19 protein-coding genes are annotated in these 26,494 nt (G+C 58.2%); 7 read left to right on the forward strand and 12 right to left on the reverse strand.

The window, feature by feature from the left end:
• Nucleotides 1-1,345: 1,345 nt before the first annotated feature.
• Complete coding sequence (locus ACI3K0_RS23225) at nucleotides 1,346-2,167, reverse strand: sulfite exporter TauE/SafE family protein (protein ID WP_183821744.1); 822 nt, start codon at nucleotides 2,165-2,167, stop codon at nucleotides 1,346-1,348.
• A gap of 648 nt (nucleotides 2,168-2,815) precedes the next feature.
• On the opposite strand from ACI3K0_RS23225, the gene ACI3K0_RS23230 reads away from it, so the two are divergent.
• The gene (locus tag ACI3K0_RS23230; protein WP_404946348.1) at nucleotides 2,816-3,046 is read left to right on the forward strand and encodes a hypothetical protein; all 231 of its coding nucleotides are present in this window, start codon (nucleotides 2,816-2,818) and stop codon (nucleotides 3,044-3,046) included.
• Nucleotides 3,047-3,095: 49 nt separating this feature from the next.
• Here ACI3K0_RS23230 and ACI3K0_RS23235 read toward each other — a convergent pair whose 3' ends face one another.
• Both ACI3K0_RS23235 and ACI3K0_RS23240 read right to left on the reverse strand, forming a co-directional pair.
• Nucleotides 3,096-4,373 carry an extensin family protein gene (locus tag ACI3K0_RS23235; protein ID WP_183821746.1) on the reverse strand — a complete coding sequence of 426 codons (1,278 nt, stop codon included), beginning with the start codon at nucleotides 4,371-4,373 and terminating at the stop codon, nucleotides 3,096-3,098.
• Between the two features lie 183 nt (nucleotides 4,374-4,556).
• Nucleotides 4,557-6,371, reverse strand: coding sequence for a methyl-accepting chemotaxis protein (locus tag ACI3K0_RS23240; protein ID WP_183821747.1), 1,815 nt, complete (start codon nucleotides 6,369-6,371; stop codon nucleotides 4,557-4,559).
• Nucleotides 6,372-6,615: 244 nt separating this feature from the next.
• On the opposite strand from ACI3K0_RS23240, the gene ACI3K0_RS23245 reads away from it, so the two are divergent.
• The gene (locus tag ACI3K0_RS23245) at nucleotides 6,616-7,002 is read left to right on the forward strand and encodes an acyl-CoA thioesterase (protein ID WP_148148798.1); all 387 of its coding nucleotides are present in this window, start codon (nucleotides 6,616-6,618) and stop codon (nucleotides 7,000-7,002) included.
• Between the two features lie 125 nt (nucleotides 7,003-7,127).
• On the opposite strand, the gene ACI3K0_RS23250 is transcribed toward ACI3K0_RS23245, so the two are convergent.
• The 4 genes from ACI3K0_RS23250 to ACI3K0_RS23265 form a co-directional block, all read right to left on the reverse strand.
• Nucleotides 7,128-7,403, reverse strand: coding sequence for a DUF982 domain-containing protein (locus ACI3K0_RS23250; protein ID WP_148148799.1), 276 nt, complete (start codon nucleotides 7,401-7,403; stop codon nucleotides 7,128-7,130).
• Nucleotides 7,404-7,963: 560 nt separating this feature from the next.
• Entirely contained in the window at nucleotides 7,964-8,179 is a 216-nt protein-coding gene (locus ACI3K0_RS23255) for a DUF982 domain-containing protein (RefSeq protein WP_183686141.1), read from the reverse strand.
• A 215-nt stretch (nucleotides 8,180-8,394) separates the two neighbouring features.
• Complete coding sequence (locus tag ACI3K0_RS23260) at nucleotides 8,395-9,582, reverse strand: DUF1501 domain-containing protein (RefSeq protein WP_183821748.1); 1,188 nt, start codon at nucleotides 9,580-9,582, stop codon at nucleotides 8,395-8,397.
• 4 nt (nucleotides 9,583-9,586) lie between these two features.
• A complete protein-coding gene (locus tag ACI3K0_RS23265) occupies nucleotides 9,587-11,062 on the reverse strand; it encodes a DUF1800 family protein (RefSeq protein ID WP_183821749.1) in 1,476 nt (491 codons plus the stop codon).
• A 358-nt stretch (nucleotides 11,063-11,420) separates the two neighbouring features.
• Here ACI3K0_RS23265 and ACI3K0_RS23270 point away from each other — a divergent pair, with 358 nt between their 5' ends.
• Nucleotides 11,421-13,406, forward strand: a complete 1,986-nt coding sequence (locus ACI3K0_RS23270) for a bifunctional diguanylate cyclase/phosphodiesterase (RefSeq protein WP_183821750.1) — start codon at nucleotides 11,421-11,423, stop codon at nucleotides 13,404-13,406.
• 105 nt (nucleotides 13,407-13,511) lie between these two features.
• Nucleotides 13,512-16,604 carry an excinuclease ABC subunit UvrB gene (gene uvrB, locus ACI3K0_RS23275; RefSeq protein WP_183821751.1) on the forward strand — a complete coding sequence of 1,031 codons (3,093 nt, stop codon included), beginning with the start codon at nucleotides 13,512-13,514 and terminating at the stop codon, nucleotides 16,602-16,604.
• 186 nt (nucleotides 16,605-16,790) lie between these two features.
• On the opposite strand, the gene ACI3K0_RS23280 is transcribed toward uvrB, so the two are convergent.
• Nucleotides 16,791-18,503 carry an ATP-dependent nuclease gene (locus ACI3K0_RS23280; RefSeq protein WP_404946349.1) on the reverse strand — a complete coding sequence of 571 codons (1,713 nt, stop codon included), beginning with the start codon at nucleotides 18,501-18,503 and terminating at the stop codon, nucleotides 16,791-16,793.
• 145 nt (nucleotides 18,504-18,648) lie between these two features.
• A complete protein-coding gene (locus ACI3K0_RS23285; RefSeq protein ID WP_210303577.1) occupies nucleotides 18,649-19,014 on the reverse strand; it encodes a DUF6693 family protein in 366 nt (121 codons plus the stop codon).
• 951 nt (nucleotides 19,015-19,965) lie between these two features.
• Here ACI3K0_RS23285 and ACI3K0_RS23290 point away from each other — a divergent pair.
• The gene (locus ACI3K0_RS23290) at nucleotides 19,966-20,373 is read left to right on the forward strand and encodes a hypothetical protein (protein ID WP_183821753.1); all 408 of its coding nucleotides are present in this window, start codon (nucleotides 19,966-19,968) and stop codon (nucleotides 20,371-20,373) included.
• Between the two features lie 71 nt (nucleotides 20,374-20,444).
• On the opposite strand, the gene ACI3K0_RS23295 is transcribed toward ACI3K0_RS23290, so the two are convergent.
• Both ACI3K0_RS23295 and dusA read right to left on the reverse strand, forming a co-directional pair.
• Nucleotides 20,445-22,823, reverse strand: a complete 2,379-nt coding sequence (locus tag ACI3K0_RS23295; protein WP_404946350.1) for an EAL domain-containing protein — start codon at nucleotides 22,821-22,823, stop codon at nucleotides 20,445-20,447.
• A 148-nt stretch (nucleotides 22,824-22,971) separates the two neighbouring features.
• Entirely contained in the window at nucleotides 22,972-24,018 is a 1,047-nt protein-coding gene (dusA, locus tag ACI3K0_RS23300; RefSeq protein WP_183821755.1) for a tRNA dihydrouridine(20/20a) synthase DusA, read from the reverse strand.
• Nucleotides 24,019-24,277: 259 nt separating this feature from the next.
• Here dusA and ACI3K0_RS23305 point away from each other — a divergent pair, with 259 nt between their 5' ends.
• The gene (locus ACI3K0_RS23305) at nucleotides 24,278-24,559 is read left to right on the forward strand and encodes a hypothetical protein (RefSeq protein WP_148148875.1); all 282 of its coding nucleotides are present in this window, start codon (nucleotides 24,278-24,280) and stop codon (nucleotides 24,557-24,559) included.
• Nucleotides 24,560-24,623: 64 nt separating this feature from the next.
• Here the strand turns inward: ACI3K0_RS23305 and ACI3K0_RS23310 are convergent, their stop codons facing one another.
• Complete coding sequence (locus ACI3K0_RS23310; protein ID WP_183821756.1) at nucleotides 24,624-24,926, reverse strand: hypothetical protein; 303 nt, start codon at nucleotides 24,924-24,926, stop codon at nucleotides 24,624-24,626.
• A gap of 436 nt (nucleotides 24,927-25,362) precedes the next feature.
• Here ACI3K0_RS23310 and ACI3K0_RS23315 point away from each other — a divergent pair, with 436 nt between their 5' ends.
• Nucleotides 25,363-26,436, forward strand: a complete 1,074-nt coding sequence (locus ACI3K0_RS23315) for a glycosyltransferase family 61 protein (RefSeq protein ID WP_183821757.1) — start codon at nucleotides 25,363-25,365, stop codon at nucleotides 26,434-26,436.
• Nucleotides 26,437-26,494 lie beyond the last annotated feature (58 nt).

Here is a 26,494-nt window from a genome sequence, read left to right on the forward strand (position 1 = left end):
GAGAGCATTATGGCCAGCGGCCTCGTTCTGTGCCGCATCCAAAGGCCGGACACATGGCAGCTCCGACCAGCAACGTGCAAAAAGTCGACAAAACTCTTGCCAAACCGGAGCCGTCCACACATGGCGCTTCTGCGCCATGACGGTAGTCGGCCCGAAGCGGACGTGACGGCTGTCGGCCATTCGCGCCAACAAAATTCACTATCTCAACACCACGCAACAGTAAAATTGCGGCAAACTGAGGCAGTAAAGGTTCACAATCGAACGCTAAGGTTGCAGTGGTTGGCGACGGCCTCGTTGTGACGTCCAATTTAGGATTTAATCATGCTACGCGTATTCTGGGCTACTTTGCTTTCACCCCTTTGGGCACCATTGTACACGGCTTTTTTCGCCAATGTTGTCTTCACGGGGCTGCCAGAGGTTGGTGCGGATTGGTCGGTGCTATACGCGGCAAGTATAAATTGGACATTCGGATTTGCGTATGGGTTTCTTCCCATGATTGTCCTCGCTCCTCTCGCGCACTTATTGTTGAGCTGGAGAAGACGCACTTCCCTTCTCAGCTATGTATCTGTTTGGTTTCTGTTGTCGCACATACTGTGGTGGGGTTATATCAATTTGACGCCAGTTCAGAACGACATCGTAAGTGCGTTGGCTAGGTCTTTCCTCTTCAATCTTCCTTGGATTCCAGCTGGAGCTACATTCTGGGCAATTGCAAGACCGGATAAACGGGTCCGGAGGGACGGCAATGTAGCCGATTTCGATAAGGCAACGCTACGCAAAGCCGTATCGCCACCCGGACAGCGCAGCCAATTTGGAATGCGCGGACGGAAGCCTCAATAAAGCCTTCGCAGTCGCACTGGCCTCATATCGTGATGCCAAATCATTCTCTGTAGTAATGACTGCTTTTGGCGCGAAGCTGCCATGGTTTCTGGTCAGCTTCCGGCCCTAACCGGACGTTGTAAAGTCAATAATGGCTTGCTAATGCCGAAGCATGGTTGAGATAGAACTTCCCGAAGGCTGGCAACTCATATCCGCCGAATCCGCTGAGCATTTTGAACTTGAGTTACATCGAGAACTAAGCCCTGAACATGTTCTCCACAATGTGCCAGTGCGGGCATTGGCGAGGCTGCAACAGCGAGACGACTTTCTGTTTCAGGTCCCCGATGATTGTTATGCTCAAGTGCATCTCACCTGGCACCCTGAGACAAACCCGATGTTTCCCTCTACAGAAATCTTTCCCTCTTTAGTCAAGTGGAGGCTCTTCCTGGAAGACGACGAAATCAGCTAGATTTTTGCTATGACAGCAATTGGCGCAAAAGAGACGGTAGCCCTTCACGTCGGCATAACACTAGAAAATCACGCTGGCGAAAAACTGCAGTGCGATGAAGACGAGAAATAGCGCGAACCCGACCTCCAGCTGGCGCTTGGACAGCGCATGCGCAAGTCGTGCACCGTAAGGTGCCGTATAGAGCGTGACCGGGATCAGCAGCGCCACTGCCAGCCAGTTGATATAACCGGTCGAAAACGGTGGTAAGCCGCTCTTGCCCCAGCCGCCCCAGATATAACCGACAAGACCAGGGATTGAGATCAGCACACCGACGCCGGAGGAGGTTGCGACCGCTTGGTGGATGGTGCGGCCGTAAAGTGTCATGAAGGTGTTGTTCAACACGCCGCCGCCGATCCCCATCAGGCCAGACAGGATGCCGATGCCGGTACCGACCAAGAATTTCAGCGGATTTCTGGGGAGATCGTCGCCGAGTTTCCAGCTTGCCCGATTGAAAATCATTCGCAGCGCCAGGACGAGCGCGATCACCGCGAAGATCAGCCTTAGTTCCGTGCTGGACGCCCAGGCGGCGATCAATGTGGCGATAAGCGTGCCGAGCGGAACGGCAATGATCCAGCCCTTCAGGAGGTCGATATCCACGGCTCCACGCTGCCGGTGCGCCGTGAAAGAGCGAACCGAAGTCGGCACGATGATGGCAAGCGATGTACCTAACGCCAGATGCATGCGCACCGCATCGTCCACGCCGAGCAGCCCAAAGACGTGAAAGAAGATCGGCACGAGGATAGCGCCACCGCCAATCCCGAACAGGCCGGCAAGAAGCCCTGCCAGAACGCCGGCAGCAAGCAGCGCCACCACGAAGGGAAGAATATCGAGAAAGGCAGGCATCACGTTCTCCGGCAGCGATTTTAACTCATGAGCCGGAAGAAAAAGGCATGAGCGATTGGGCGGGGCATGCACTACTAAGCCGAGAAAACGGCCCTTGACGGTTGTTCATCATCAAGAGACCTCATCGCATCATTGTCGTTGTCAGACAAGTCACAGCGTGGCGACGGCCCCACAATGTCATCAGTACGTTCGGACCGTAGGGTAAAGGACAGGGAAGACTTGCCTTCCTACCGCCCCATGACACACTCGTCGGTCAATCCGTTTTGCCGAAACAGGGTATCCGGGTACCCTGTTATCAGTGCTGCAATTCCGAAAGCGGCTCACCCAAACGGGTGGCGACTGTAGTTACGGCAGATGCTGAAATACCCCTTAAATAATGGGGGGCAAGGGTTGGCGCAAACAGCAGCGACGCCGGTTCGCGAGATGACATTTAGAAAACAGAAATATCTGGGCAGATAAGATGCTGCCGTGAGTTGGCCGCTGCCGGCTCCCAGCAACATCCTGCTTTTCATTGCCGTCAGAAACTCTTTGGCGATGAAATAGATACAGGCAATTGACGTATGCAATTTCGGGTACGTTGCCTTATATGTGGTACCACGATACCAGACCACATATTTTTCCTAAATTCGTTGCTGCAGATGAGAGTCGATGATCATGCCGAATTCCGTGAAGAAGAACATAATTCAGCAAGAAACCGAAAACGCCCCAGAGGCTAATTCTGAGGCTGATGATTTCGACTTCGCGTCCCTTGATGATCTGGCGAATTTCATGGTCGATGCGCTGACAATTCCGATGCCGGCAGATTTCCGCGATACCGATAGCTGCGATATCGGTGAAAAAGACATGCTCGCGCCTTCCCCTTCCAAGCGCCTCAACTGAGCATCGAGAAGTTTCTCGCCATATCAGGCTTCAAATCCAGATAGTTCGCTCAGTTGCAATACTGGCGGCCGCCTTTGCGTGAGCGAAGGTCGAAGTGGAAATGGTTCCAATGCTCGGCATTGCTGCCCGGGCCAAGTACCGTCGAGAAATACTTGCAGCTGTCACCGCGCACCGATTTCAGCAGCCCGCCTTCGCGGAAAGAGAACAGCCCCTTCTTGCGAACATCGATATCGTGACCGTTCTTGAGTGTGATGCGGCCGATATCGATCGCGTTGCCGCGGGCATGTTCGGACATCGGATTGTAGCGCTGGCGGCTGTTGTTCATCTTGCGGCAGGAATAACCGCCCATCGGCTGGATCTGTCGAATGCCGGTGAGATAACGGGTGCGGGCGGAAATCGCCAGATCGTTCTTCACCCATTTGGCGAAGGCAAGCGTCACCTGGCAGTTCAGCGTCACCGCCGGCCTCACATCGATACCGCCCGAAAGGCCGGCAAGCTTCACCGGATAATCTATACCGCAACTCGGCCCCTGGGAAATGCGCGGCAGATCCTTGAACTCGACACCGAGACGGCGCAGTTCGGTGCGGCATGCCACTTCCGACTGCGGCATGACCGTGCGCTGCCAGGCGCCATCGGGCGCGCTCATCGGGGCATCGTCGGTTACCGGGCCGGCGACCGGATTATTCGGCCGCAGCATGGCGACCTCCTCGGCCCGCGCCGGCGCCCGACCGGGTGCGGTCACGGGAGAATTGTCACCCCAGGTCATTGGGGCGGAAGAGCCCTGCCTGCCAATGCCCGCTGCTGACCGCTTCGGTGGTACGATTACGCGGTCATCGATCGGCTGACGACGTGCGTTAAGCGCCACCGGATTATCGGTGCCGATGCCACCGACCACCGGCTGGTCGCCGACCCCTTCTGCGATATCGCCATCCTGCTCCTCGGCCAAACCGACGACATCGCTTTCGTCGGGGCTGAAACCGAACTCTTCATCCATGTTGACGCCTTCGGCCGGGATCGTCGCCGGCGCACCATTCGGGGCGCGCAGATAATGACCGCCGCCATTTGATTGCATCGGTGATTGGGCTGAAGGCGCCGCCAGATATCCGCCGCCGCTTGCCTGAGAAACGGGCGCGGAAGCAACTGAATAAGGCTGATGCGATGCGGGCTGGGAAATCGGTGACGGCGGCAACGAGCGCGAGATGGAGCCGACCTGCGTGCCATTGTCGATCGATGCCGGCGGCACGAGGCTCTCTGCCGAACAGGCGACCAGAAAGGTCGAAACCAGAAGCGAGCTGATCACTCGCGTCGATAGGGAAGCATACGCCATACCAGTTGCCTCTCGCTCGATGCCGAAATGACACAGGTTTTGATTTTAGGCAGATTGGGTAAACGAAAGCTTGATGAAGCATGGCGGTTTGCGGGCCATTTCGGATCGGCTTCGCCATATTACGGGAAAGGGCCGGACGCCTCCGCGTTCCGGCCCTTTGGGAAATCAACCGTATCGAACGCGTCAGGCAGCGCGGGAGACGGAGCGGATACCGGTATTGCCGAGCCTGAAGCCCCCCAGCAATTGCTGCAGATGCAGGCTCTGGTCGGCAAGCGTCTGGCTTGCCGCCGTCGTCTCTTCCACCATGGCTGCGTTCTGCTGGGTCATCTGGTCCATGTGATTGACCGAGGAATTGATCTCGGCCAGGCCGCTCGCCTGTTCCTGCGATGTGGTGGCGATCGTCTCGACATGGGCATTGACCTTCTCGACCAGCACGGCGATCTCCACCAGCGCCTCGCCGGTCGAACGCACCAGCGTCACACCGCCTTCGACCTCTTGCACGGAGTTGCCGATCAGAACCTTGATCTCCTTTGCAGCGGTCGCCGAGCGTTGCGCCAGTTCGCGCACTTCCTGCGCCACCACGGCAAAGCCCCTGCCCGCCTCGCCGGCGCGCGCCGCCTCGACACCGGCATTCAGCGCCAGAAGATTGGTCTGAAAGGCAATCTCGTCGATGACGGAAATGATCTGGCTGATCTGCCCGGACGACTGCTCGATCCGCCCCATCGCGTCGATCGCATTGCGGACGATCTCGCCGGAGCGGCTGGCGCTGAGCTTGGTTTCACTCACCATTTCCCGCGCTTCCCTTGCACGCTGCGATGCCGTGCGCACGGTGGTGGTGATCTCGTCGAGCGCCGCCGCCGTCTCTTCCAGCGCCGCCGCCTGCTGTTCGGTGCGCTTGGCCAGATTGCCGGTCGCACCGGAAATGTCCGACGCACTGTCGCGCACGATCACGCCCGTTTCGGAAATCGCCACGATCGCCTGATTGAGCGCGCCGACGGCATCGTTGAAGTCCTGCCTCAGCTTGACGAAATCCTCGCCGATATCGCCGAGCGACACCGAAAGATCACCGGCCGCCAGCCCTTCGAGCGCCTGCCCGAGTTCATGCATTGCGTGCGACTGCCGGCCAGCGGCGGTCGAAATCGCCCTTTCGCTCGCGGAACGTTCGGCGGCGATGGCGCGTTGCTGCTCCGCTTCGCGCGCCTGCAATTCGGCACGTTCCTCGACATTATCGCGCAGCACGACCAGCGCCCGCGCCATTTCGCCGATCTCGTTCTTTTCGCCCGTGCAGGGAACAACAACACCCGTCGCGCCGCCGGCAATCGCCTGCAGCACCCGCTGCACGCGCGACAGAGGTGTAGTGACGCTCTTGACCACCAGCCATGCTCCGCCGATCACAAGAAGAGCGCCGACCGCAAAGATCATGGCGAAATCCGTCGCATCCTCGCGGAACATCGCCTTCAGGTCATCGACATAAACACCGGTACCGACGATCCATCCCCAGGGCGCGAATCCAGCCACATGCGAAAACTTCTCCACCGGCTCGCTCGCGCCGGGCTTGGGCCAGTAATAATCGACAAAGCCCTTGCCGTTTGCCTTCACCACCTGAACGAATTCGACGAACAGGAATTTACCGTTCGGATCCTTGTTCTGTGAAAGGTCCGAGCCATTCATCTCCGGCTTTACCGCATGCATGACCATTTTCGGGTGCATGTCGTTGATCCAGAAATAACCGGAACCATTGTCGTAGCGCATGGCGGCGATGACGCCCTTTGCCTGCGCCTGCGCCTCTTCGCGAGACAGGGCGCCGGAGGCTTCCATCGCCTGATATTTGGCCAGCACGGCCAGCGCCGTATCATTCATCTGGGCAAGCCCGGCCTTCCGTTCCCGTTCGGAAGACGCATAACTTTCGAAAAGACTGAAGGTCAGCGCGCCGGCCAGAATGACGAGCGACAGCGCGACGAGACAATAAAGACGCCAGGAAATGGCAAGACGTTGCATGATACCTCCCCCGATATTTGCAATTCTCATTAAATGATAATGATCGGAAGTTACCGGGCCGTGAAGAACTCGGGCGGCAAGGCGCGATCAAGTCGAACCCACATTTCTTCTTGGGTTATTCTCCGCAGCCAAGTCATGACGATGGCTCATGGTCGCCATGACCAAAAGAAACTGGCAATCGCCAGAAACAAGGCTAGTGTCCGCCTCCCGACCGACACGAATAATTGCAAAGGATGATTCCGGAATGACCGAACTCGCCAGACCGACCGGTGAACTGACCCTTCGAACGCTGGCCATGCCGAGCGACGCCAATCCGGCCGGCGATATTTTTGGCGGCTGGGTCATGGCCCAGATGGACCTTGCCAGCGGCATCCGCGCCGCCGAGCGCGCCCGCGGCCGCGTCGTCACCGCGGCGGTCAAGGAAATGGCGTTCCAGCTGCCGGTCAAGATCGGCGATACGATGGCGATCTACACGGAAATCACCCGCGTCGGCACCACCTCGATCACGCTCAATGTCGAAGCCTGGGCCCACCGCGCACGTCACCAGCAACTGGAAAAAGTCACCGCCGCAACTTTCGTCATGGTCGCGCTGGATGAGGACGGCAAACCGAAGCCGGTTCCGGCAGAATGATGCTACTCTGTCGCATCGCCATTCCAAAACAGACATGAACCGAGCAGCCGAAGAACCCCGACTCCGGCCGCTCGGTCGAGGGATCATCTGCATCTAGCGTGCTCCCTCATTCGTACGCTTGACGACTAGGTCTCCGGTACCGGTTCAAAATGGCTTTGCTCGACCCACGCATCGACGAAAGGTTGGCGAGCAAAGTCATGGTGCAGTGTTCCCAGAAGGGCCTCATGGCAAAGGGAGTGAGCGCGCCAGTACACAAGGCCGCGCTTGTGCTTGAAATGGGCCTGCATCCACCTGATTGCGTCGGCAGGGCCTGACACGACCGTATCAAGCTGGTCGCCCTCGCCTACGTAGACTGGCTTCGCCCAATGTAGCGCGAAACCAATCCGCGTGACCGTCCCCATCTATGTGGGGCTCGCAGGAGCACTGCCTGTCTGAGCATGATTGGAAACCGGCAGCGGTTTGAGACGGCCATATTGGGCCGTCAGATCGTGTAGTTTTAGAAAATGCGAAATGAGTGCTGAGCTACGTGTCATGATCGACCGCCATGCTTTTGCAGGCGGGAGTTACAAACTCTCAGCCGTCAGCGCCTACGAATTCGGTTGCCGACGATATGCTGAACATATCCGATACCCACATGTAAGTCGATGCTGATATTGTACTTCTGCGTGGCCTCCGGCTGGGGCATCACCCAGCCGGGTCATCAGTTAGCGTCGATCGGTTTTGTCGTTTTCACGATCGGACGGCTTGGTCTGGACGCCTGATTTGTCATCCGGTCGGTTGTTCTGCTGATCCGAACGTTTATCGTCCTGCTGACCAGGCTTTGGAGTGTCAGTCATTGCTTACTCCCTGTCGCGGGATGCGACATATGGCCAACAAAACAGAACACCTTAAGTTCCATGGAAGCCAGTCCCTGTCAGTTCGAGATCATTCTCTCGGCGTCTGGGAAGAATGTCTGTCGGTTCTATCGGGAATTACTCAAGGCCTTTTCGAAAAGCTCGCGCGCAACATCAGGGGATGCCCGCCCTGCCAGAGCATCGAGTATCGCGCTTGCAGCGACGGCAAATGAGCTATCCTTCACGGCAGTCCACGAACTGACCATGTGTTCCTGCGCATCCAGCGGGCCAAAAATCAATCTGCCGCCCACGCTGACCGGCTTGTCCCAATATATCGTTCGCATCACGGTTCTCCAAAGCCGGTCAAATAGCGCGACAAAGGCGGAAGGCGAGAAATAAGGCATCCTCGCACTGTGCCCTCGCCCCAACATGGAGACAGCTTGCAGGCCACATAATGAGAGCGAACCGGTGACCGGCTTCAACAGGACGTCCACTCCGGGACGCAGGCAAGTTATCTAAAGCGCGTCACACCCGCGGTGGAATTGGCTCAGCCACCACCTCACCCCTTCAAAAACACCGAGCCCTCGTCAAACCCCAGCCCCGGGAACACCCGGCTGCTCAGGCTGCTCGGCTTGATGTCGAACTGGCGGTAGAGCATGGCGGCGGCCACTTCACGAACATCGCCGGTCGGCATCAGGTCGCGTTCGTCGAGCAGTTTCCCTTCGCCAAGCCCCGGCCATGTGCCGAGCACCTTACCGCCGGCGACGGCACCGCCGGCAAGCACGGCAAGGCCGCCCGTACCGTGGTCGGTACCATTGGTACCGTTTTCACGGGCAGTGCGCCCGAATTCGGTCATGGCCAGAACCACGGTCTTGTTCCAGACTTCGTCACCAAGCGTGTCCTTCAGCGTCATGATTGCTGTCGCAAGGTCGCCGGCCGCCTTTTTGAACTGGCCCGCCTGGCCGACATGGGTATCCCATCCGTTGATCGAGAAGCTTGCGACCCGGTATTGCTCGCGCAACATGCCGCCGGCGAGTTTCGCCATATCGGCAATGCCAGAACCGCGCTTTCCATCGGCATAGAGCTGATCCGCCGCGGCCCCCGTCGTCTTCGCCTCATCGAAAACCTTGGCGAACAGCGGATCGTGGGAATAAAGCCGGTCGAGAAAGGCGATCTCGTCATCGGCCAGCGAAAAATCGCTCTGGCTCGACCAGTTATCCGCCTGGTTCGGCCCGGTCAGGATCAGTTCCATCGATGTATTGATATCGATCGCCTTGCGCGCATCGGAACGCGGGATGACGGCCAGTGCCCGATTCAGCCAGCCGGTTTTCTGGCTTTTGTCGGCACCGCCGGTTTCCAGAATGTCCTGCCCGTCGAAATGGCTTCGCTGGTCGCGATAGGGCGTCGAAACAGCATGAACGAAGGATAGCTGGCCGGCCTGCCACAAGGGCATCAGTGCAGAGGCTGCCGGGTTAAGGCCGAAAAAGCCGTTGAGGTCGAGCAGTCCCGTATCGGGCGTCAGCCCGAGCTTGGGGCGCAGCGCGGCAAAGGCCGGGTCACCGTAAGGCTGCACGAGGTCGAGGCCATCCATGGCGCCGCGCAGGATGATGGTGACAAACCGGTTGTCTCCGGGCATGGCGGCGAACGTTACCGGGGTGAGGACCGGCGCGGCGGCAACGCAGCAGGCGCCGGCGAGAAAACCGCGACGGGACAGCGCAATACGCTCGATATCCTTGATCCATGCCATCCACCTATCTCCTGTTAAACTCGGGCGATGCCAGCACCATGGTCAGCCCGTGCAGCTTGCTTGGCGCCTGTGAGATAATCTTGCGTGTTTCCGGTGTCGCGGCGTCCGCGAGCGCCATCTGGAGAAAATCGGCCGGTTCGAGTTTTTGTCCAAGCAACCTGGCGGCACGACGCGACCAGTCGATCCGCTCGCTGAGCTGGCCCGGCGTCAGCCAGGCATCGCTTTTGTCAGGCACGCCTGCCGGACTTGGCGGTTGCCAGATCGGCTGCCCCATCTTCTGCAGCGCGCCGAGCGTCAGCGCATTTGCCTGTCCGGCGCGCTTGCGCCGCTGTTCGGCCGATTTCGCCGCCCCGGCCATCTGCATGGCCTTTCCGACCGGACCGACATCATCGTCATCGCCTTCCATATCGGCCAGAAGTGCCGACATATTGTCGTCGGGCAGGTTCAGTGCGCGAAAACCGGACACGACGAATTCGAACGGCTGCTTGATCTTCTGACCCGGATTCTCCCATGCAAGCGGATGTTCGAGCATGGCGCGGTAGACCTCACCGAGATTGCCATTGCTTGCCTTCCAGATTGCCACCATCACCTCGGTCATGTCGGCCGGCGGTTCATCGCTGATGAAATGGGCTGCAATCTTGCGGCAGATATGGGTGGCAGTGCGGGGATCGGCAGCAAGATCCTCCAGCATGCGCACGTGATCCTGGCTACCGGCCTCGTCGTCCTGATAGTCGCGTCCGAGCAGCGTGATCGTACCGCCCTGTGCGCGACGCGGGCGATAGACCATTTCCAGCGCTCGGTTATCCACCGTCAGCCCGGTCAGGATCAGTGCCGCGGCCCGTACATCCTCCTGAGTATAGCCGCTTCCAGCGCCCAGAGTGTGCAGTTCCAGCAGTTCACGTCCCAGATTTTCGTTCAGGCCGCGACCATTCTCCTGCGCAACCCGCGAATCCGGGCCCACGCTCTGGTCCTGATCGAGATAGATCAGCATCGCCGGATGCAGGATGGCAGCCTTCAACAGATCGGCAAACGACCCCGCCATGCGCGGCCGGATCGCTTCCGTCTCGTAAAGCGGCACGATCATGCGCATTGGCAGGGATTTGAGCGCGCTGGTGGAAAAATGATCCATCCAGAAACTGCCCAGGCGCTCGTAAAAACCGAAAGGCGAATGAATGGCCTGCGCGAGGCGCGACATCGCATCGAGCCGATAGATCCGCTGCGCTTCGCGCTGCGTCTCCTTGCGGATGCTTTCGTTCGGCTTGCCTTCCCGCGCGGCCTTGGCCTCCGCGGCCCTGAGCGAGATCACGCGCGTGGCGGTTTCACGACGGCCCACAAGTCCTTCGCGAGGAAAACGATCCTTGGCGGCAATGCCTTTGGCAAGCTGGGTCATCAGCCCATCGGCATCGGACGGGCTGTCCTGCCCGGGCCGAAGACCATATCCATAGCGGATTGCCGCAAGCGTGGGCCGTGCAAGAGCCATGCGCTACTCCTTGTTCGATAGAATCCTCACCGACAACTAGGGCGGAAACGGTGACAGAATGTGGCATTTTCGAGAGATGGACAGATTGTAATCCAACGGTCGATCCGTATTGAGGTTCCTGCCAAAGCAGCACTTCGAATTCGACCAACTTCATCTCAACACAATGGTTTCGCCGGCTCATCTCACACTTTCGGCATCATGCGTGAGGAGGATAGGGAAAGAACCTGACAGTCCTTTGAAAACCGGCATGTTGGGCCAATCAGAGCCTCACTCGCACTCGGCCACAGTATCGGAAAGACTTTATTATTAGCTTGACCTTATGTTACATTTGCAAACCGTGAATGTGACGACCTAGTGAATGCTGCAGGATTCGACAAGTCAGATAAACGCCCCGCGACTTGAACTCGCGGTGAGGCAGGCGCAAGCCGCGGCCACACTTGAGCGCCTCCCCACGACGCTTACGGTGAATGCGCTAGTGTCGGTTTCGGCGCTCCTGATGAGCGCGATCAATCGCGGCATAACAACTCTTGCCGTCGTCTGGTGCATTGCCGCATTGGCAACAGTTGTCTGGCGTTTTGCCGTAGGCACCGCAATAAAACGCCGCCGCCTGGACGAATTGAAGCCGAACCACTGTCTTCGCCTGATGACCTTGGGCGCCTTGGTCAGCGGCATCGCCTGGGCTGCCCTGCCCTTCATGCTTTCGAATTTCGATGCGCTGGGTGTCGACGGCGGCATCTATATCCTGATGTGCGGAATGGCCACGGGCGCCGTGTTGCTCGGAACCGGCCATGCAATCACCGCGCTCGCCTTCGCCCTTCCTGTCCATCTTTCGGTCGTAGTCACGCTTTTGATGAGTGAAGCGGCCGGTGGTCATCTTCTGGCACTCAACGTGCTGGCCCTGACATTCGTGCTCTACAAGAGCAGCACAAAGGGCCAGGCGATCGTCATCGGCAATATCGAGGCGCAGGTGAAGGCGACGGCGCTGGCGCAATCGCTCAGCCGGGCCAATGCAAGCATTCTCAGCGCCAATGAAAGTTTGGAAGTGCTCGCCAATCGCGATCCGCTGACCGGGGTTGCGAACCGCGCCGCATTCAATGTCGCGCTTGAACGCGGCATCGAAAATGCGGGCGCGCAGAATGAGCAACTGGCGCTGCTTATCCTCGACCTCGACCGATTTAAGACGATCAACGACACGTTCGGTCATTCGGCCGGCGACGAACTGCTGCTGGAAGCGTGTCACAGACTGCGCGAGGTCGTCGGCGAACGCGGTTTCATCGCAAGGCTGGGCGGTGACGAATTCGCCGTCGTCATCGGTGGCGCCACCGCTGCCGCCGAGGCGCGCCAGCTTGCCTCCCGCATCCTTGATCGCGGCCGCGAGCCCTTCGTCATCCGCAACCGGCCGGTCGTGTCCGGCGTCTCGATCGGTTTCGCCATCTGGCCGGAGCATGCGGAAAGCGCTGCTGACCTGTTCGTCTCCGCCGACATGGCGCTTTATCGCGCCAAGGATGAAGGCCGCGGCCAGTGGCGTGAATTCGACCCGTCGCTGAAAGCCCGCGCCGATCGCCAGCGGCGTATCGAACAGGATCTCGCCGGCGCGATCTCGTCCGGCGCACTGACCGTCGTCTTCCAGCCGCAGGTGGAGCTTGCGCAGAACAGCGTCATCGGTTTCGAAACGCTGGTCCGCTGGACGCATCCGTCACTCGGCGCCGTGCCGCCGCCGGAAATCGTCGCGGCGGCGCATGCGGCCAATCTTTCCGAAGCGCTGACGGCGAGCATCGCCACCGGCGCCTGCCGACTGCTCACCACACTGCCCTCGCTCGGCCTGCCGGAAGCGAGCGTGTCGGTCAACGTCTCGCCGCGCGAATTCGAATTGTATTCCGTCGCCGAAACGCTCGACCGCATCACCCATGCACATGGCATCGATCCGGCCCTGTTCGAGATCGAGATCACCGAAGAGGCGATCCTCGATACGCTGGTGGCCGGCGAGCAGCTGAAACATATCGAACGCTCCGGATACAAGCTCGCCGTCGACGATTTCGGCGCCGGCCATTCATCGCTTGCCTATCTGGTGACGCTGAAGGTCGACCGGCTGAAACTCGACCGCCGTTTCGTCGCCGGCATCGAGAGCAGCTTCCAGAACCAGGAAATCGTCGGCGCCATGGCGGGCCTCGGCAAGGCATTGTCTATGGATATCGTCGCGGAAGGCGTCGAGACGGCGGAAGAAGCCGCAACCCTGCGCGATCTCGGCTGTCCCGCCGCACAGGGCTATTTCCTCGGCCGCCCGATGCCTGTCGAGGCCATCGCCGGCTGGCTGCTGACGAGGCTTCTGACGCCGGCGGCCTGACCCGCCACGTCTATGCTCTCGGCGGCGCCCAGCTGTTTCCCTTTTGTACTCATTTTTCCACCTCCCCCTCTTCACTTCCGCAAAAACTCTCTCCATATTCGGGCCATGGCCAGATCCCCGAAAAAATCCACGCCCGATGCCTCCAGCGGCTTCGGTGAAGCTCCCCAGTCATCCTTTGAAGGTGCGCCGCTGGAAGGCAGTGTGGCCGACTGGGTGAAGCAGCTCGAGGCGGAGGCGGAAGCGTCGGGGATCGAGACCCAGCGCGAGATCGCCTCCAAGGCCGGCAAGCACCGCAAGAAGATCGAGATCGCCGCCCGCGAACAGGCTTTGCGCGAGGCGGAAGAGGACGCTGCCAAGGCGAAGAAAGCGGCCAAAACCAGCGGCAAGACCGCCAAGAACACGACGGCCAGCAAAACCGCCCGCGGCGTGTCGATCGGCGCCTCGTCCGACCCGAAAACCCGCGCCGCAGCTGGCCTCAATCCGGTCGCAGGCCTCGATATCAGCCTCGAAGACGCGCAAAGCCTCGCCCCCGGCGCCGTCACCGCCACTGTCGAAGCCCTCTCCGCCCTGATCGAATCCGGAAACCCGCTGTTCAAGGACGGCAAGCTGTGGACGCCGCACCGGCCCGAACGCCCGGCGAAATCCGAGGGTGGCGTCACCATCCGCATGGCCTCGGAATACCAGCCCGCCGGCGACCAGCCGACCGCGATCGCCGATCTCGTCGAGGGCATCAATAACAACGAGCGCTCTCAGGTCCTGCTCGGCGTCACCGGTTCGGGCAAAACCTTCACCATGGCCAAGGTGATCGAGGAAACCCAGCGACCCGCCGTTATCCTCGCCCCCAACAAGACGCTCGCGGCCCAGCTCTATTCCGAGTTCAAGAACTTCTTCCCCGATAACGCGGTCGAATATTTCGTCTCCTATTACGACTATTACCAGCCGGAAGCCTATGTGCCGCGCTCCGACACCTTCATCGAGAAGGAATCGTCGATCAACGAACAGATCGACCGCATGCGCCACTCCGCCACCCGCTCGCTGCTGGAGCGCGACGACTGTATCATCGTCGCCTCGGTCTCCTGCATCTATGGTATCGGTTCGGTCGAAACCTACACGGCGATGACCTTCCAGATGGAAGTCGGCGACCGCCTCGACCAGCGCCAGCTGCTCGCCGATCTCGTGGCCCAGCAATACAAACGCCAGGACATCAATTTCATCCGCGGCTCGTTCCGGGTCCGCGGCGACACCATTGAAATCTTCCCGGCCCACCTTGAAGATGCCGCATGGCGCATCTCGATGTTCGGCGACGAGATCGACTCGATCACCGAATTCGACCCGCTCACCGGCCAGAAGACCGGCGACCTGAAGTCGGTAAAAATCTACGCCAACTCGCACTATGTCACCCCGCGCCCGACGTTGAACGGCGCGATCAAGCAGATCAAGGAAGAACTGAAGCACCGCCTCGCCGAGCTGGAAAAGGGCGGCCGCCTGCTCGAAGCCCAGCGCCTCGAACAGCGCACCCGTTACGATGTCGAAATGCTCGAGGCCACCGGCTCCTGCGCCGGCATCGAGAACTATTCGCGTTATCTCACCGGCCGCAATCCCGGCGAGCCGCCGCCGACCCTGTTCGAATACATCCCCGACAACGCCCTTCTGTTCATCGACGAAAGCCACGTCTCCGTCAGCCAGATCGGTGGCATGTACCGGGGCGACTTCCGCCGCAAGGCGACGCTTGCCGAATACGGTTTTCGCCTGCCCTCGTGCATGGACAACCGCCCGCTGCGCTTCGAGGAATGGGACGCCATGCGCCCGCTCACCGTCGCCGTCTCGGCCACGCCCGGCAATTGGGAAATGGAACAGTCCGGCGGCGTGTTCGCCGAACAGGTCATCCGCCCGACGGGCCTGATCGATCCCCCCGTAGAGGTGCGCTCCGCCCGCTCCCAGGTCGACGACGTTTTGGGCGAAATCCGCGAAACCGCGCAAAAAGGCTACCGCACGCTATGTACCGTTCTTACCAAGCGCATGGCCGAAGACCTCACCGAATACCTGCACGAACAGGGCGTTCGCGTCCGCTACATGCACAGTGACATCGACACGCTGGAACGCATCGAGATCATCCGCGACCTGCGCCTCGGCGCCTTCGACGTGCTCGTCGGCATCAACCTCCTGCGCGAAGGCCTCGACATCCCGGAATGCGGTTTCGTCGCCATTCTCGATGCCGACAAGGAAGGTTTTCTCCGGTCAGAGACATCACTGATCCAGACCATCGGCCGCGCGGCGCGTAACGTCGACGGCAAGGTCATTCTTTACGCCGACAAGGTCACCGGCTCGATGCAGCGCGCCATGGACGAAACCGCCCGACGCCGCGAAAAGCAGATGGCCTACAATACCGAACACGGCATCACGCCGGAATCGGTCAAGGCAAAGATCTCCGATATCCTCGACTCGGTCTACGAACGCGACCACGTCCGCGCCGACATTTCCGGCGCATCCGGCAAGGGTTTTGCCGATGGCGGCCATCTGGTCGGCAACAACCTGCAATCCCATCTCAACGCGCTGGAAAAGAGCATGCGCGATGCCGCAGCCGATCTCGACTTCGAAAAAGCCGCCCGCCTGCGCGACGAGATCAAACGCCTCAAGGCCGCCGAACTGGCGACCATGGACGACCCGATCGCAAGAGACGAGGCAAGAAGCCAGGAACGCGGCGGCAAAGGTGGAACGAAACCTAACCGCGAGTCGATCTCCCCCCCTGTGGGGGAGATGTCCGGCAGGACAGAGGGGCGCGCCTTACCCTCTGAGCCCGCCTCGACACCCCCCTCTGCCCCTAACGGGGCATCTCCCCCACAAGGGGGGAGATCAGAGGAGAGCGCCTCCTACTTCAACAAACCCACGCTCGACGACATGGGCCCGGGCACCGACACCGCACGCCCTCTCTTCCGTCGCAACACACTCGACGAAATGACCGTCGGCCGCACCGAAAAACCATCGACCGGCGCCCTCCCCGAACGCCCGCCGGAAACCTATAGCACCAAAAAACGCTTCTCGCCCCTCATGGAAGGCCAACCCGAACGCGCCGATGGCAGCAAGGACAATCCCCGCCCGGTTGTCCGCGGCAAGATTGGTGCCGGGAGTTACGAGGATGCCGGGGAGCAGAAGCGGAAGGGACGTACGAAGGGCAAGACCGGGCGGCCGGGGCGGTAATTTGGACGCTCTAAATCACTACTCCGCAAATAGTACACTTTTCTACGTGAACATATTCAAGATGCCCAAAATCGACGGATGTCGATCTTGGGCGCTCACTCGCTTTGATAAGCGTTATCCTCACTGCCATGGCGCATAGACAGAAAATGTTCTGGTCTCAACGTAGTTACACTTAAAGAATTTTTACTATTCAACCGCCTTTCCTATAATATCGAACAATCCTTCAAACGAAGAAAATTCGTTATCTTTTGCTTTTTTTATACGAGATAAGGCAAGTTTCTTATCCGAAATCTCAATGTGCGTTTTTACGAATTGAGAAGTTTCCTCTAATCCAATTGCCTTTATTAAACCATCTATCTTTTTTTGCTGTAGACTTCCTGAGGAGCTTGAGAACTTATACTTGATAATATCCCGCCCAATCGTATCGGGGGAAAACATTTGTTCAATTGCAACTGGTCGTCCAGCCAACTCAAAGTATGGCACGTCCCAATCCAAATCGGGAAGAACTACCGCAAAAACATGCCCGCAAACACGACGCTTCGCATCTGCATAATGTTCAAATAAATCGAAATTTTTGAGATTCTCGAAGGACAGACACCCTCCCTTATCCCTGTCAAAAATAGCAACTCTTTTGAAACGCTCTTTAGATGGAATACTCTCAACGAGCGACTTTAGAGTTGTATGCCCACCTCCTCCCCCTTCAATACTTTCACAGCAAAATACATCGTAGAAGTCTGCATCGCCTAATATTCTCTTTTGGGCTTCACGGAGAATTTCAACATCCGTAGCACCTTCAGTCACGATTGCCGGACGATGCAGTCGTGATAATCGATCGTTATTGTCCTTCAGTATTCTTAATTCATCAAATAGAGCTTCCGTTTTTTTGGCTATAAACCGAGCAACACCTAAAGTTCCATCAGCCTTCTCAACATCTTGCAACTTAGATAATGAAGATACACTGGCGCCATTGTAATCTACCTTCTCAACAAAGTACTTCTGAGCTCGATCGCTTTCCATGCCGTAGAAAGCTGGAGAATGGCTAGTCAAAAAAATCTGATTTCGTTCAGAAAACTCACCAACAAACTGCTCAGCCTGCTCAAATGCATTTGAAAGCTCGAGTGAATTTTCTGGCTCCTCGTAAGCCCAAATGTTGCTTTTACTATTATTTTCCGAAATATACTCAATTATATGAGGGATATGCCTCGCCTGTATACCATCCCCTCTCCGGTTTAGCGGAACAAAATATTCTCCAACCTGAGTTGAAAAACTCAACCTCTCAAATATATCCAGAAAGTTGCTTGGAATATTTATCGTACTATCCACTCCAGTTGCTGACTTAATTCTCCCAGACATAGTCTCAACAGCACCATTTATGGTTTGAGACAAAAATTGCGCAGGAGCAACCAAATCTAAATCCTGTTTTGCAGATAAAATTTCGTAAAGCTGCCGCAGATAGTAAGAATAAGTATCTTGAGTCTTCACCGCCGGCACGTAATGAAATCTAATTTTATTTAGAAATTTAGTGAGGGATGCTTGATTTTCAACATCAGACGTCACTTCAGGAAAGTCTGCATATCTGTTCCAAACTTTTTTCACCCAAAACTTCTCCGGAAGAGTCTTCCAGCCCTCATAATTGAGAAACGTGATTTTCATCCAAATTGTCAGCCGGCCTTTTGCGTCTCTCGCCTCATCCTGCCGTAAATGAGTTACATCATCCAAAAAAGAAAAGTTCTCGAAATCAGATATTTCGTTATTAAAAAATAGATTAAGAGACCTTAATACATTACTTTTACCGCTGTCATTTGACCCGACGAAAACATTGTAATCTTTAACAGACTTAAGTTTTACCTGATATACAGAGCGAAAATAGTTTATTTCTACTGAGTATATAATTCTCATAACCCGTCAGCCTCAATCTATGCTACGATACCGAATGCAACCCCTCATTGCGGCGTATCAAGATTCGCCGGCATGCGAAATACGTTGGGCGTGATTATACCCTTAGTCTTTTGCATCTGATGTTTACTTTCACCGAGATGCGTTCTCAATAATACTCAATCACCGTATCACTCAGCACGACCCGCACCACCCGGTAGAGATAGAAAAACCCGGCGATACCGAAGGTGATGAGGATCAATATTCCCCAGATGATCACATGGCCGATCGAGGAGATCAGGTCGAAGTTGCAACGCAGCTTGCCGATCGGTCGGCCCTGCTGGTCGAGCACTTCGGTGCGGTTCAGCACCGCCCGGTTGAGGTAATAGGGAAAGACCAGCAGCGCGAGGCCGAAGGTGACGAGCGTCAGGACGACCCAGACAATGACATGGCCGATGGACTGGCCGATCGAAAATTCGCAGCGCAGACGCGCCGCGCGCGACCCGGTCTGAGCCGCCTGCAATACCTGGTTCATGCTGTCCTGTCCCCCGACACGATGATGCTTGCCCGTGGCCACAGTGACAGAACATGACAGAGTGTCAATTGCGGCGGGTTTTCGAGATTGGGGAAATTGGTCTCGGCTCAAAGTGGATAATTTCGCGCATGCGGTTCTGGGCAATCGCGTCTCCCACGCCGCTTGCTTTAGGCACCTTTGCGCCTCCCTCTCGGCCGTCATCCTCGTCCTCGGGTTTAACCCGAGGATGACCCGAGGATCCATGTACGGTCCCCATAAGATGACCTCAAAAGGGCCGATGTCAGTCCGCTTGGTTTTGGATCCTCGGGTCAAGCCCGAGGATGACGGCGGGCGGGGTTGCAATCCATAACGTGGACGTTGCAGCTCCCTCCAGCAAACAAAACCAACAACTTGCACGGAATCCCTTCCCTTTTCATCCCCGCCCCCTCGCCTCGTGCCTACAATCTCCCCGTCCCGTCACGGATACACCGGCAGGCGTGCCGACGAGATGGGACCGGCGCTGGTGGTGAAGGGACGACGTGAACCGTCGCCATCGGGGTCCGCGGAAAATGGTCTCCCTCCGGCGACACGGGGGAAGCGGCAAGGTTTCGGACCGGCCTGCCGCTTCTGATGCCCGAACGGCGCGTCGGATGTGCCTGTGCGGCACACATGGTGGCCTGAAGGATGGTCTCGCCGGGCTTCGACCAAGTCCGTCCGTGAGAACGGAAGGCCCGGCGGCGGTGAAATGGAAGGTTGGCGATAAGTCGTTTCGTCCGTTTTCCACCGAGCCAGACGAACATCATCCGGCAAGGCAACGGCAGAGGGACCGGAGTCGCGGATAAAAACTGCCGAACGGGGCGCTGAGAGGTGTCACCTATAAACTAACTTACGAGGCAGCTTTCAGCGCCCCGTCCGTTCAAGCCTCTTCGAGTTGACCCTCGAGAGGAAAACGAGGATCGCCAAGGGGGAAAAATGTCCAACAGCAAGCCGTCATTAGATGCCCATCTTGCCATGTGCACCGCCGACGCAATGGCCATGCCGCAGATGGTCTGCCGCCGCCATAGCTGCCGTCGTGGCCAGCGTTGTCGCTGGTATTTCGAGACAAGCCGCGAACCCTGCTGCCTGCGCAATCTCGATCCTGGTCAGCGGGCGATCTTCGACCAGATCTATCAGGCGGCGCATTTTGCAAAAGGGTTTCTCGGCAGCGACGGTCCGTTCTTCGAGGCACTGAGCGGGCCGGAGCGGCTTTCCGACGATCTGTCGATCGCAATCGCCCGCAATGTGGCGCATCGCTGGATGGTGGAACGATGGGATAAAGCCAGACGCGCACGCGAAAAACGGATAGTGGCAGCCGATCGGCTGAGGGGTGCGGAGGAATGAAGCAATGCGGCGGGAGTTTCCCGAAGACTTCCGGCCTGCGCCCTGCCCCCGCCGCCTGTCCTCGCCCCGCCTCACCCCCGCTTGCGGAAGGTCGGCACGCGGCGGATGCCGGACAGGACCTCTACTTCGCCGGCACTTTTCGGCTTGCCGAGCAGAAAACCCTGCAGCTGCTCGATGCCTTCCTCGATCACCATGCGGTGCTGGCCGAATGTCTCGATGCCTTCGGCGACGACCGGCAGGTCGAGGCTTTTGCCGAGCCCGATGATCGCCTTGACGATGGCGCGGGCGCTTTCATCCTCCTCCATCTGCCAGATGAAGCTGCGGTCGATCTTGATCTTGTCGAAGGGAAAAGCCTGCAGGTTGCCGAGCGAGGAATATCCGGTGCCGAAATCGTCGATGACGATCATCACGCCGAGCGCGCGCAGTTTTTGCAGCATGGCAAGCACCGTCTCGCGATTTTCGATCAGCGAGGTTTCGGTGATTTCCAGCTCAAGCCGGTGCGGTTCGAGCCCGCTGTCGGTGAGCGCCGATGAGACCGTGTCGACCAGATCAGGGAAGCGGAACTGCACCGCCGAAACATTGACCGCCACCGCCAGGCCATCATCCCAGGAGGCAGCGGTGCGGCAAGCCTCGCGCAGCGCCCATTCGCCGAGCGTGACGATGATGCCGGTTTCTTCGGCGACCGGAATGAAGGTTGCCGGCGAGACCTGGCCGAGGTCCGGGTGGTGCCAGCGCATCAGCGCCTCATATCCGGTACAGGTGCCGTTCGAGGCGTCGAACAGCGGCTGGAAGACGAGCGACAGCTGGTCGCGCAGGGCCGCGTGGCGCAGCTCGCTTTCGACGAGACGGCGCTGGCGCAGGTCGGCGTCCATGTCGGCGGAATAGAAGGCGGCGGTGCCGCGGCCGTTGAACTTGGCGTTATAGAGCGCCATGTCGGCGGCATTGCGCAGCTCGTCGGCGGTGCGGCCGTCCTCCGGGAAGATCGAAACGCCGATCGAGACGCCGACCGCCTTCGGGTCGAAATTGACGTTCATCTCCTGGCGGAACGTGTCGAGGATGCGGTCGGCCAGGAGATAGGCGGCGGTCGGCTGCTCAAGGCCGGGCTGGAGGATGATGAATTCGTCGCCGCCAATGCGGGCCGGCGTGTCGGTCACCCCGACGCAGCGGCGCAGGATATCGGCGACCCTGATCAGCACCCGGTCGCCCTCGGCATGGCCGAACACGTCGTTGACGGCCTTGAAGCGGTCGAGATCAAGCGCCAGCACCGCCAGCCGCTCGCCGGTGCCGCCCGCGACTTCGATCGCGGTGTCGAGCTTCTCGTTGAACAGCGAACGGTTCGGCAGATCGGTCAACGCGTCGTGGCGGGCCATGTGCTCGACCTTGAGTTCGGCGATGCGCTTTTCGGTCAGATCGCGGACCGCAAGCACCTGGCACTGGCGGCCGCGATATTCGATCGTGTGGACCGCGACTTCGAGAAAGGCCTCCTTGCCGTGCTTCAACGGTCCCGCCTTCAGGGGGGCAGCCTCGACCGCGCGGGTGCGCTCGACATCGATCAGCGAAATCCCGTCGGCGGCCACCATCAGCGCATCGGGAGAGCGACCGAGCACATCCCGGTCTCTGAGGCCGAGCATGGCGGGAAAACGGGCGTTGGCCTCGATGATGACACCCTCGCGCACCACCGCGAGGCCTTCGAGCGTCGCATTGGCGAAACCGCGCAGGTCGGTGAGATAACGATCGAGGAAGCTCGCGATCGTGCCTGCCAGCACGATCATGCCGACAACGACGGAGACCGCCCAGACCATCCAGATCCGGCCGACATCACCATCCAGAGACACTTCCCGCAGCGACGGATCTGGGACGAGCGTGGTGGCCGACATGGCGGAGAAATGCAGGAGGCAGATCGACAACACGCTTGCCCCGACAGCTGCCCAGAGGCCGCGGCGCCCGTTGCGACGCATCGACATTCGGAAGGCGAAGGTCACGAGGCCGATCGACAGCAGGGCAGCGACCGGGATCATGCCGATCTCGTGACGGATCGTCGCCGCAGCGCGGATCGATGCCGTGCCGGTGAAATGCATTGCCGCAACCGTCAGCGTCGCGGCAATGCCGGCGGCAATCTCGCTCTTCAGCGTGCCGCCCTCGGCGATCCTGAGGCTTGCCCAGAAACCGACAGCGGCGATGACGGCGGAAAGGATGGTGCGGAACAGTTCGAATTCGATGGCGACCGTGCCCTCATAAGCGAGCATGGCGACGAAATGGGTGGCCCAAACCGAAAGCCCGCCGGTGACGGCCGCAACGAGCAGCCAGATTTTTCGGCGTTTCTCGCTGCATTCGACTGCCCGGCGATGGATGAGAAAGAACGCCAGCATGCCGACGACGCAGATGCCGGCTGCCAGAGCCACCAGCGCGTGATCGTGCTGGACCGCGACGCATTCCAGAACCTTGAACATCATACACTACCAGATCCACGCGGTGATTGATTTCACCGTCACTGGGCTGGAACATTACGAGTACGCTATTTAAGAAATGTCTAATACGAAACAACGCAGGGCTGTTGCATTCTGATACATGCACCAATACCCATAAATTATTGGGGGTCTATCCCGCGATTCGTTCCGGCTCACGCTCAGCGTTGCCGGAAAGATCGACGGCGGCGAAGGCTGCCGTGATGATTTCCGTCCCCGCACCGGGTTTTGTCGCCTCGGACGACAGGATCTGGCGGAAACGCCGGGCACCGGCATAGCCCTGAAATAGGCCTACCATGTGGCGAGTGACATGATGCAGGCGTCCGCCGGAGGCGATGACCTCATCGGCATAGGCAATCATCGTGTCGCGGAGGCTCATCCAGTCAGTCTCACGGGTTCGAGCCCCGGCAGGTCTCGAACCATCCAGCATGGCATCCACCCCGGCCAGCAGACCAGTATTCTGATAGGCGGCGCGGCCGAGCATGACGCCATCCATAACCGAAAGGTGGCTTTCAGCCTGCTCAAGAGTGGAGATGCCGCCATTTATACCGACAAACACGTTGGGGTTCTCGCTCTTCATGCGGTGGACGAGATCGTAGTCGAGCGGCGGGATCTCGCGGTTTTCCTTCGGTGACAGGCCCTGCAGCCAGGCCTTGCGGGCGTGGATCCAGATTGCATCCGCCCCTGCCCCGATCATGCGGGCCAGAAAGTCAGGCAGGACATCGCGCGGCTCCTGGTCATCGATACCGATGCGGCATTTCACCGTAACCGGAACGGGAGACACTTTCTTCATTGCAGCGATCAGATCGGCAACATGGCCGGGATCGCGCATCAGACAGGCGCCGAACGTGCCCGACTGGACACGATCGGACGGACAGCCGACATTGAGCCCGATTTCGTCATAACCGTAATCGGAGGCTATACGGATCGCTTCGCAGAGCTTGCCTGCATCCGAACCGCCGAGTTGCAGTGCCACGGGATGTTCCTGAGCGGAAAACGACAGAAGACGTTCGCGCGGACCGTGAATGATTGCGTCAGCCACGACCATTTCAGTGTAAAGCAGAGCATCTGACGACAGCTGCCGATGGAGAAAACGGCAATGTCGATCGGTCCAGTCGATCATCGGCGCGACGGCGAAGATTTTTCGACCCGTTTCCAGCGCTGTCTCGTAAAAGCTCACGTCTTTTTCTCCGCGTGGGTGACACAATACTATGCCACACCCTTTCGCCTCGGGGATAAACCGGAGTTCATGACCCGATCTCCAGGCCGGGGCTTATCCGGGAAACCGCTCAGACCTTTAGGGCTGACCAGATGGCGGTGCTATACAGGCGATCGGCAGGGAAAGAAAGGTTCGAGGCCGTGCAAAGATATCAACGAGCAAGGAACAGTATCACGCGCTGACCGTTCATCATCACGTCAACGCCAACCGAGGACTATCAATGCACCGCGATCTGTCTAACGATATCGACCGCCTGACAACCCAGCTCGCAGATTTGCGTGCTGCCTTGGCAAAACAGGCCAGTGCTTCGGCAGACGACGCTTCGAGCTATATAATGCCGCGTGCTCGCCAAGCTGTACGTCAGCTTCGCCATGAAGGTTATCAGCTTTCAAATACAGCTCGGCAGAACCCGGGAGCAACGACCGGGGCAATTGTCGGAGCGCTGGCGCTGATCGCCGGCTTTGCATTTTTATTATCAAAGGGCGGTTCGGATCGCGGCTGAACGACGACAGCCCAGAGGCCTGAGAAGACTGCGGATCTATCGTCTGCAGTCTTTAAGCGCAGACTCAATGTACTGAGGGTGTATCATCCTCTTCCAGAAAACTCTTCAGCCCGTCGCGCTCAGCCGTTGCCAGGAATTCTTCCCACGCCGCCTGATCGGTTTCGAAGTCTTCTTCCCAAGTGGTGACGATCTCCGTCTGGCTGATGACTTCCAGCGTCCAGTCACCATTGGTGCCGGCTTCCCGAAAAATATCAACCAGAACAGTGACGCCTTCATCCTCGAACTCGCCTGCAAATTCGGAGTGCTCAAGTTGAGGCTCCTTCGATTGGTTCGACTTCGGCTGGTTCGGTTTAGGCGGTTTCGACATTGGGTACTGACCTTCTAGTCCTGTTTTAGTCCACAATAGTCATTGGCCGGAAACGCTAGCCAGTGCAAGCAGCCTTCTGAACAACTGATCAACTGCTGATGGCAGTCGCTGTGCAGCATTCTCCCCGACGATGACTTACGGGCTCGAAACGAGCTTATCGCTTTCGGCAAGTCACTCACTCCCGTATCACGGTCCGGGAATTTGCGGATCACTCATTCAGGCGCCGACCGCAATTCAGGTACCCAAGTCACACTGACACCCAAGACCACGCCCCTTCACAGACCAAAACAAAAAAACAAAATAAATAACAGCTAACAATTTAATAAAAATGACAATTAAATTAATCATCCGAATAACATTCGGACACCAACCCCAAACAATACTGTAACAAACAACTAAATAATCATCTTAAACGCGCTTCACTGGAAGGTGTTCTGTGGGTTTTTCTCATTTCAAGCGAACCATTGCGCCCGTCGTCTACACAATTGCCGAACAGATTGGTTATTATCGGAACTGGTCGCGAGATGAGAGGCGCTTCAGCAGACGCGAAGCTGTGAATTTTTCGGGCGAGATACCGCCGATGGCGGGCACGGAATTCAACCAGTACCGGCTGAAATACGATATTCCACGTAACGTGATCGGCAGTGCGTCGAATGTCATTTATACCGCAAAGGGCATGGGCTGGGTAAATGGCCGGCTTGAACGGCGCCTAAGCTTCCAGGAAGTAAATCTCAAACATCTTCTGGACAAGCCATCCAGACCGGCGCGGCGACTTGAACGCGGTACGATACTGCAGGCGCAAACGCCGAAGACATTTGGCGACTGGATGTCAGAACACGTGTCGTCGCTTGCTATAGCCCTCAATCGATTGGGAACGCTCGATCCTCTGATCCTGCCGAGCCACTGGCTGGCGAAACCCTATGTAAAACGAGACCTGGCACGACTGGGTATCGAGGCAATCGCAATCGATGAACCGGTCGAGATTGCGCAAGCAACCGTTCTGAGCAAGACACGTCCGGGACATTACTGGACCGCAGCGGAGACCGACAATCTTCGTAAAGCCCTGAAGGTGGCACCCAAGCCCGCCCGCCCCGGCAGCGCCATCTATCTCTCGCGACTGGGGGAAAAAGGCGAAGGGCCGCAACGGCAGATGAACAACATGCTGATCGAGGCAGCAATGACGGCTGCCGGCGTCTCCATCATCAGGACAGCGGGCCGTTCTCTGGAAGAATATCTCGCCGCAGCCGGAAATGCCGAGACGGTTTTTGCCGATCACGGAAGCGCCATGTACAATCTCGTCTATTGGCAGACCAAGCGGGTGGTGGAACTGCATTCGCCCGATTATTGGGACGGCTCGTTTCTGATGTTTGCCGATGGCCTGGGTATTCATGACTATCATGTCTGGATGGTTGGCGAGACGATGACTGTCGATGCCCTGAGAGATCGCGCCGTCTACCTGCTGGAAAAGCCGATCGACCACAATCAGGCACCGATCATGCTGGCAGGCTGATAACGAGGTATCCGCTGACATTTGCTGCGCGTGGCCAACCGGATACGGTCATTTCGGC

Origin of the sequence: Rhizobium sp. ZW T2_16 (assembly GCF_044987325.1) — a bacterium.
Taxonomy (GTDB): Bacteria; Pseudomonadota; Alphaproteobacteria; order Rhizobiales; family Rhizobiaceae; genus Neorhizobium; species Neorhizobium cellulosilyticum.

Excerpts from the sequence above, each read along its gene's own strand:
- ACI3K0_RS23250 (WP_148148799.1), bottom strand. The coding sequence starts at position 7,403 with ATGGGGACGGTCACGCGGATTGGTTTCGCGCTACATTGGGCGAAGCCA.
- ACI3K0_RS23285 (WP_210303577.1), bottom strand. The coding sequence starts at position 19,014 with ATGAACCAGGTATTGCAGGCGGCTCAGACCGGGTCGCGCGCGGCGCGT.
- ACI3K0_RS23225 (WP_183821744.1), bottom strand. The coding sequence starts at position 2,167 with ATGCCTGCCTTTCTCGATATTCTTCCCTTCGTGGTGGCGCTGCTTGCT.
- ACI3K0_RS23240 (WP_183821747.1), bottom strand. The coding sequence starts at position 6,371 with ATGCAACGTCTTGCCATTTCCTGGCGTCTTTATTGTCTCGTCGCGCTG.
- ACI3K0_RS23295 (WP_404946350.1), bottom strand. The coding sequence starts at position 22,823 with ATGTTCAAGGTTCTGGAATGCGTCGCGGTCCAGCACGATCACGCGCTG.
- ACI3K0_RS23230 (WP_404946348.1), top strand. The coding sequence starts at position 2,816 with ATGATCATGCCGAATTCCGTGAAGAAGAACATAATTCAGCAAGAAACC.
- uvrB (WP_183821751.1), top strand. The coding sequence starts at position 13,512 with ATGGCCAGATCCCCGAAAAAATCCACGCCCGATGCCTCCAGCGGCTTC.
- ACI3K0_RS23260 (WP_183821748.1), bottom strand. The coding sequence starts at position 9,582 with ATGGCATGGATCAAGGATATCGAGCGTATTGCGCTGTCCCGTCGCGGT.
- ACI3K0_RS23265 (WP_183821749.1), bottom strand. The coding sequence starts at position 11,062 with ATGGCTCTTGCACGGCCCACGCTTGCGGCAATCCGCTATGGATATGGT.
- ACI3K0_RS23305 (WP_148148875.1), top strand. The coding sequence starts at position 24,278 with ATGCACCGCGATCTGTCTAACGATATCGACCGCCTGACAACCCAGCTC.
- ACI3K0_RS23255 (WP_183686141.1), bottom strand. The coding sequence starts at position 8,179 with ATGCGAACGATATATTGGGACAAGCCGGTCAGCGTGGGCGGCAGATTG.
- ACI3K0_RS23280 (WP_404946349.1), bottom strand. The coding sequence starts at position 18,503 with ATGAGAATTATATACTCAGTAGAAATAAACTATTTTCGCTCTGTATAT.
- ACI3K0_RS23235 (WP_183821746.1), bottom strand. The coding sequence starts at position 4,373 with ATGGCGTATGCTTCCCTATCGACGCGAGTGATCAGCTCGCTTCTGGTT.
- ACI3K0_RS23290 (WP_183821753.1), top strand. The coding sequence starts at position 19,966 with ATGTCCAACAGCAAGCCGTCATTAGATGCCCATCTTGCCATGTGCACC.
- ACI3K0_RS23245 (WP_148148798.1), top strand. The coding sequence starts at position 6,616 with ATGACCGAACTCGCCAGACCGACCGGTGAACTGACCCTTCGAACGCTG.
- ACI3K0_RS23310 (WP_183821756.1), bottom strand. The coding sequence starts at position 24,926 with ATGTCGAAACCGCCTAAACCGAACCAGCCGAAGTCGAACCAATCGAAG.
- ACI3K0_RS23270 (WP_183821750.1), top strand. The coding sequence starts at position 11,421 with ATGCTGCAGGATTCGACAAGTCAGATAAACGCCCCGCGACTTGAACTC.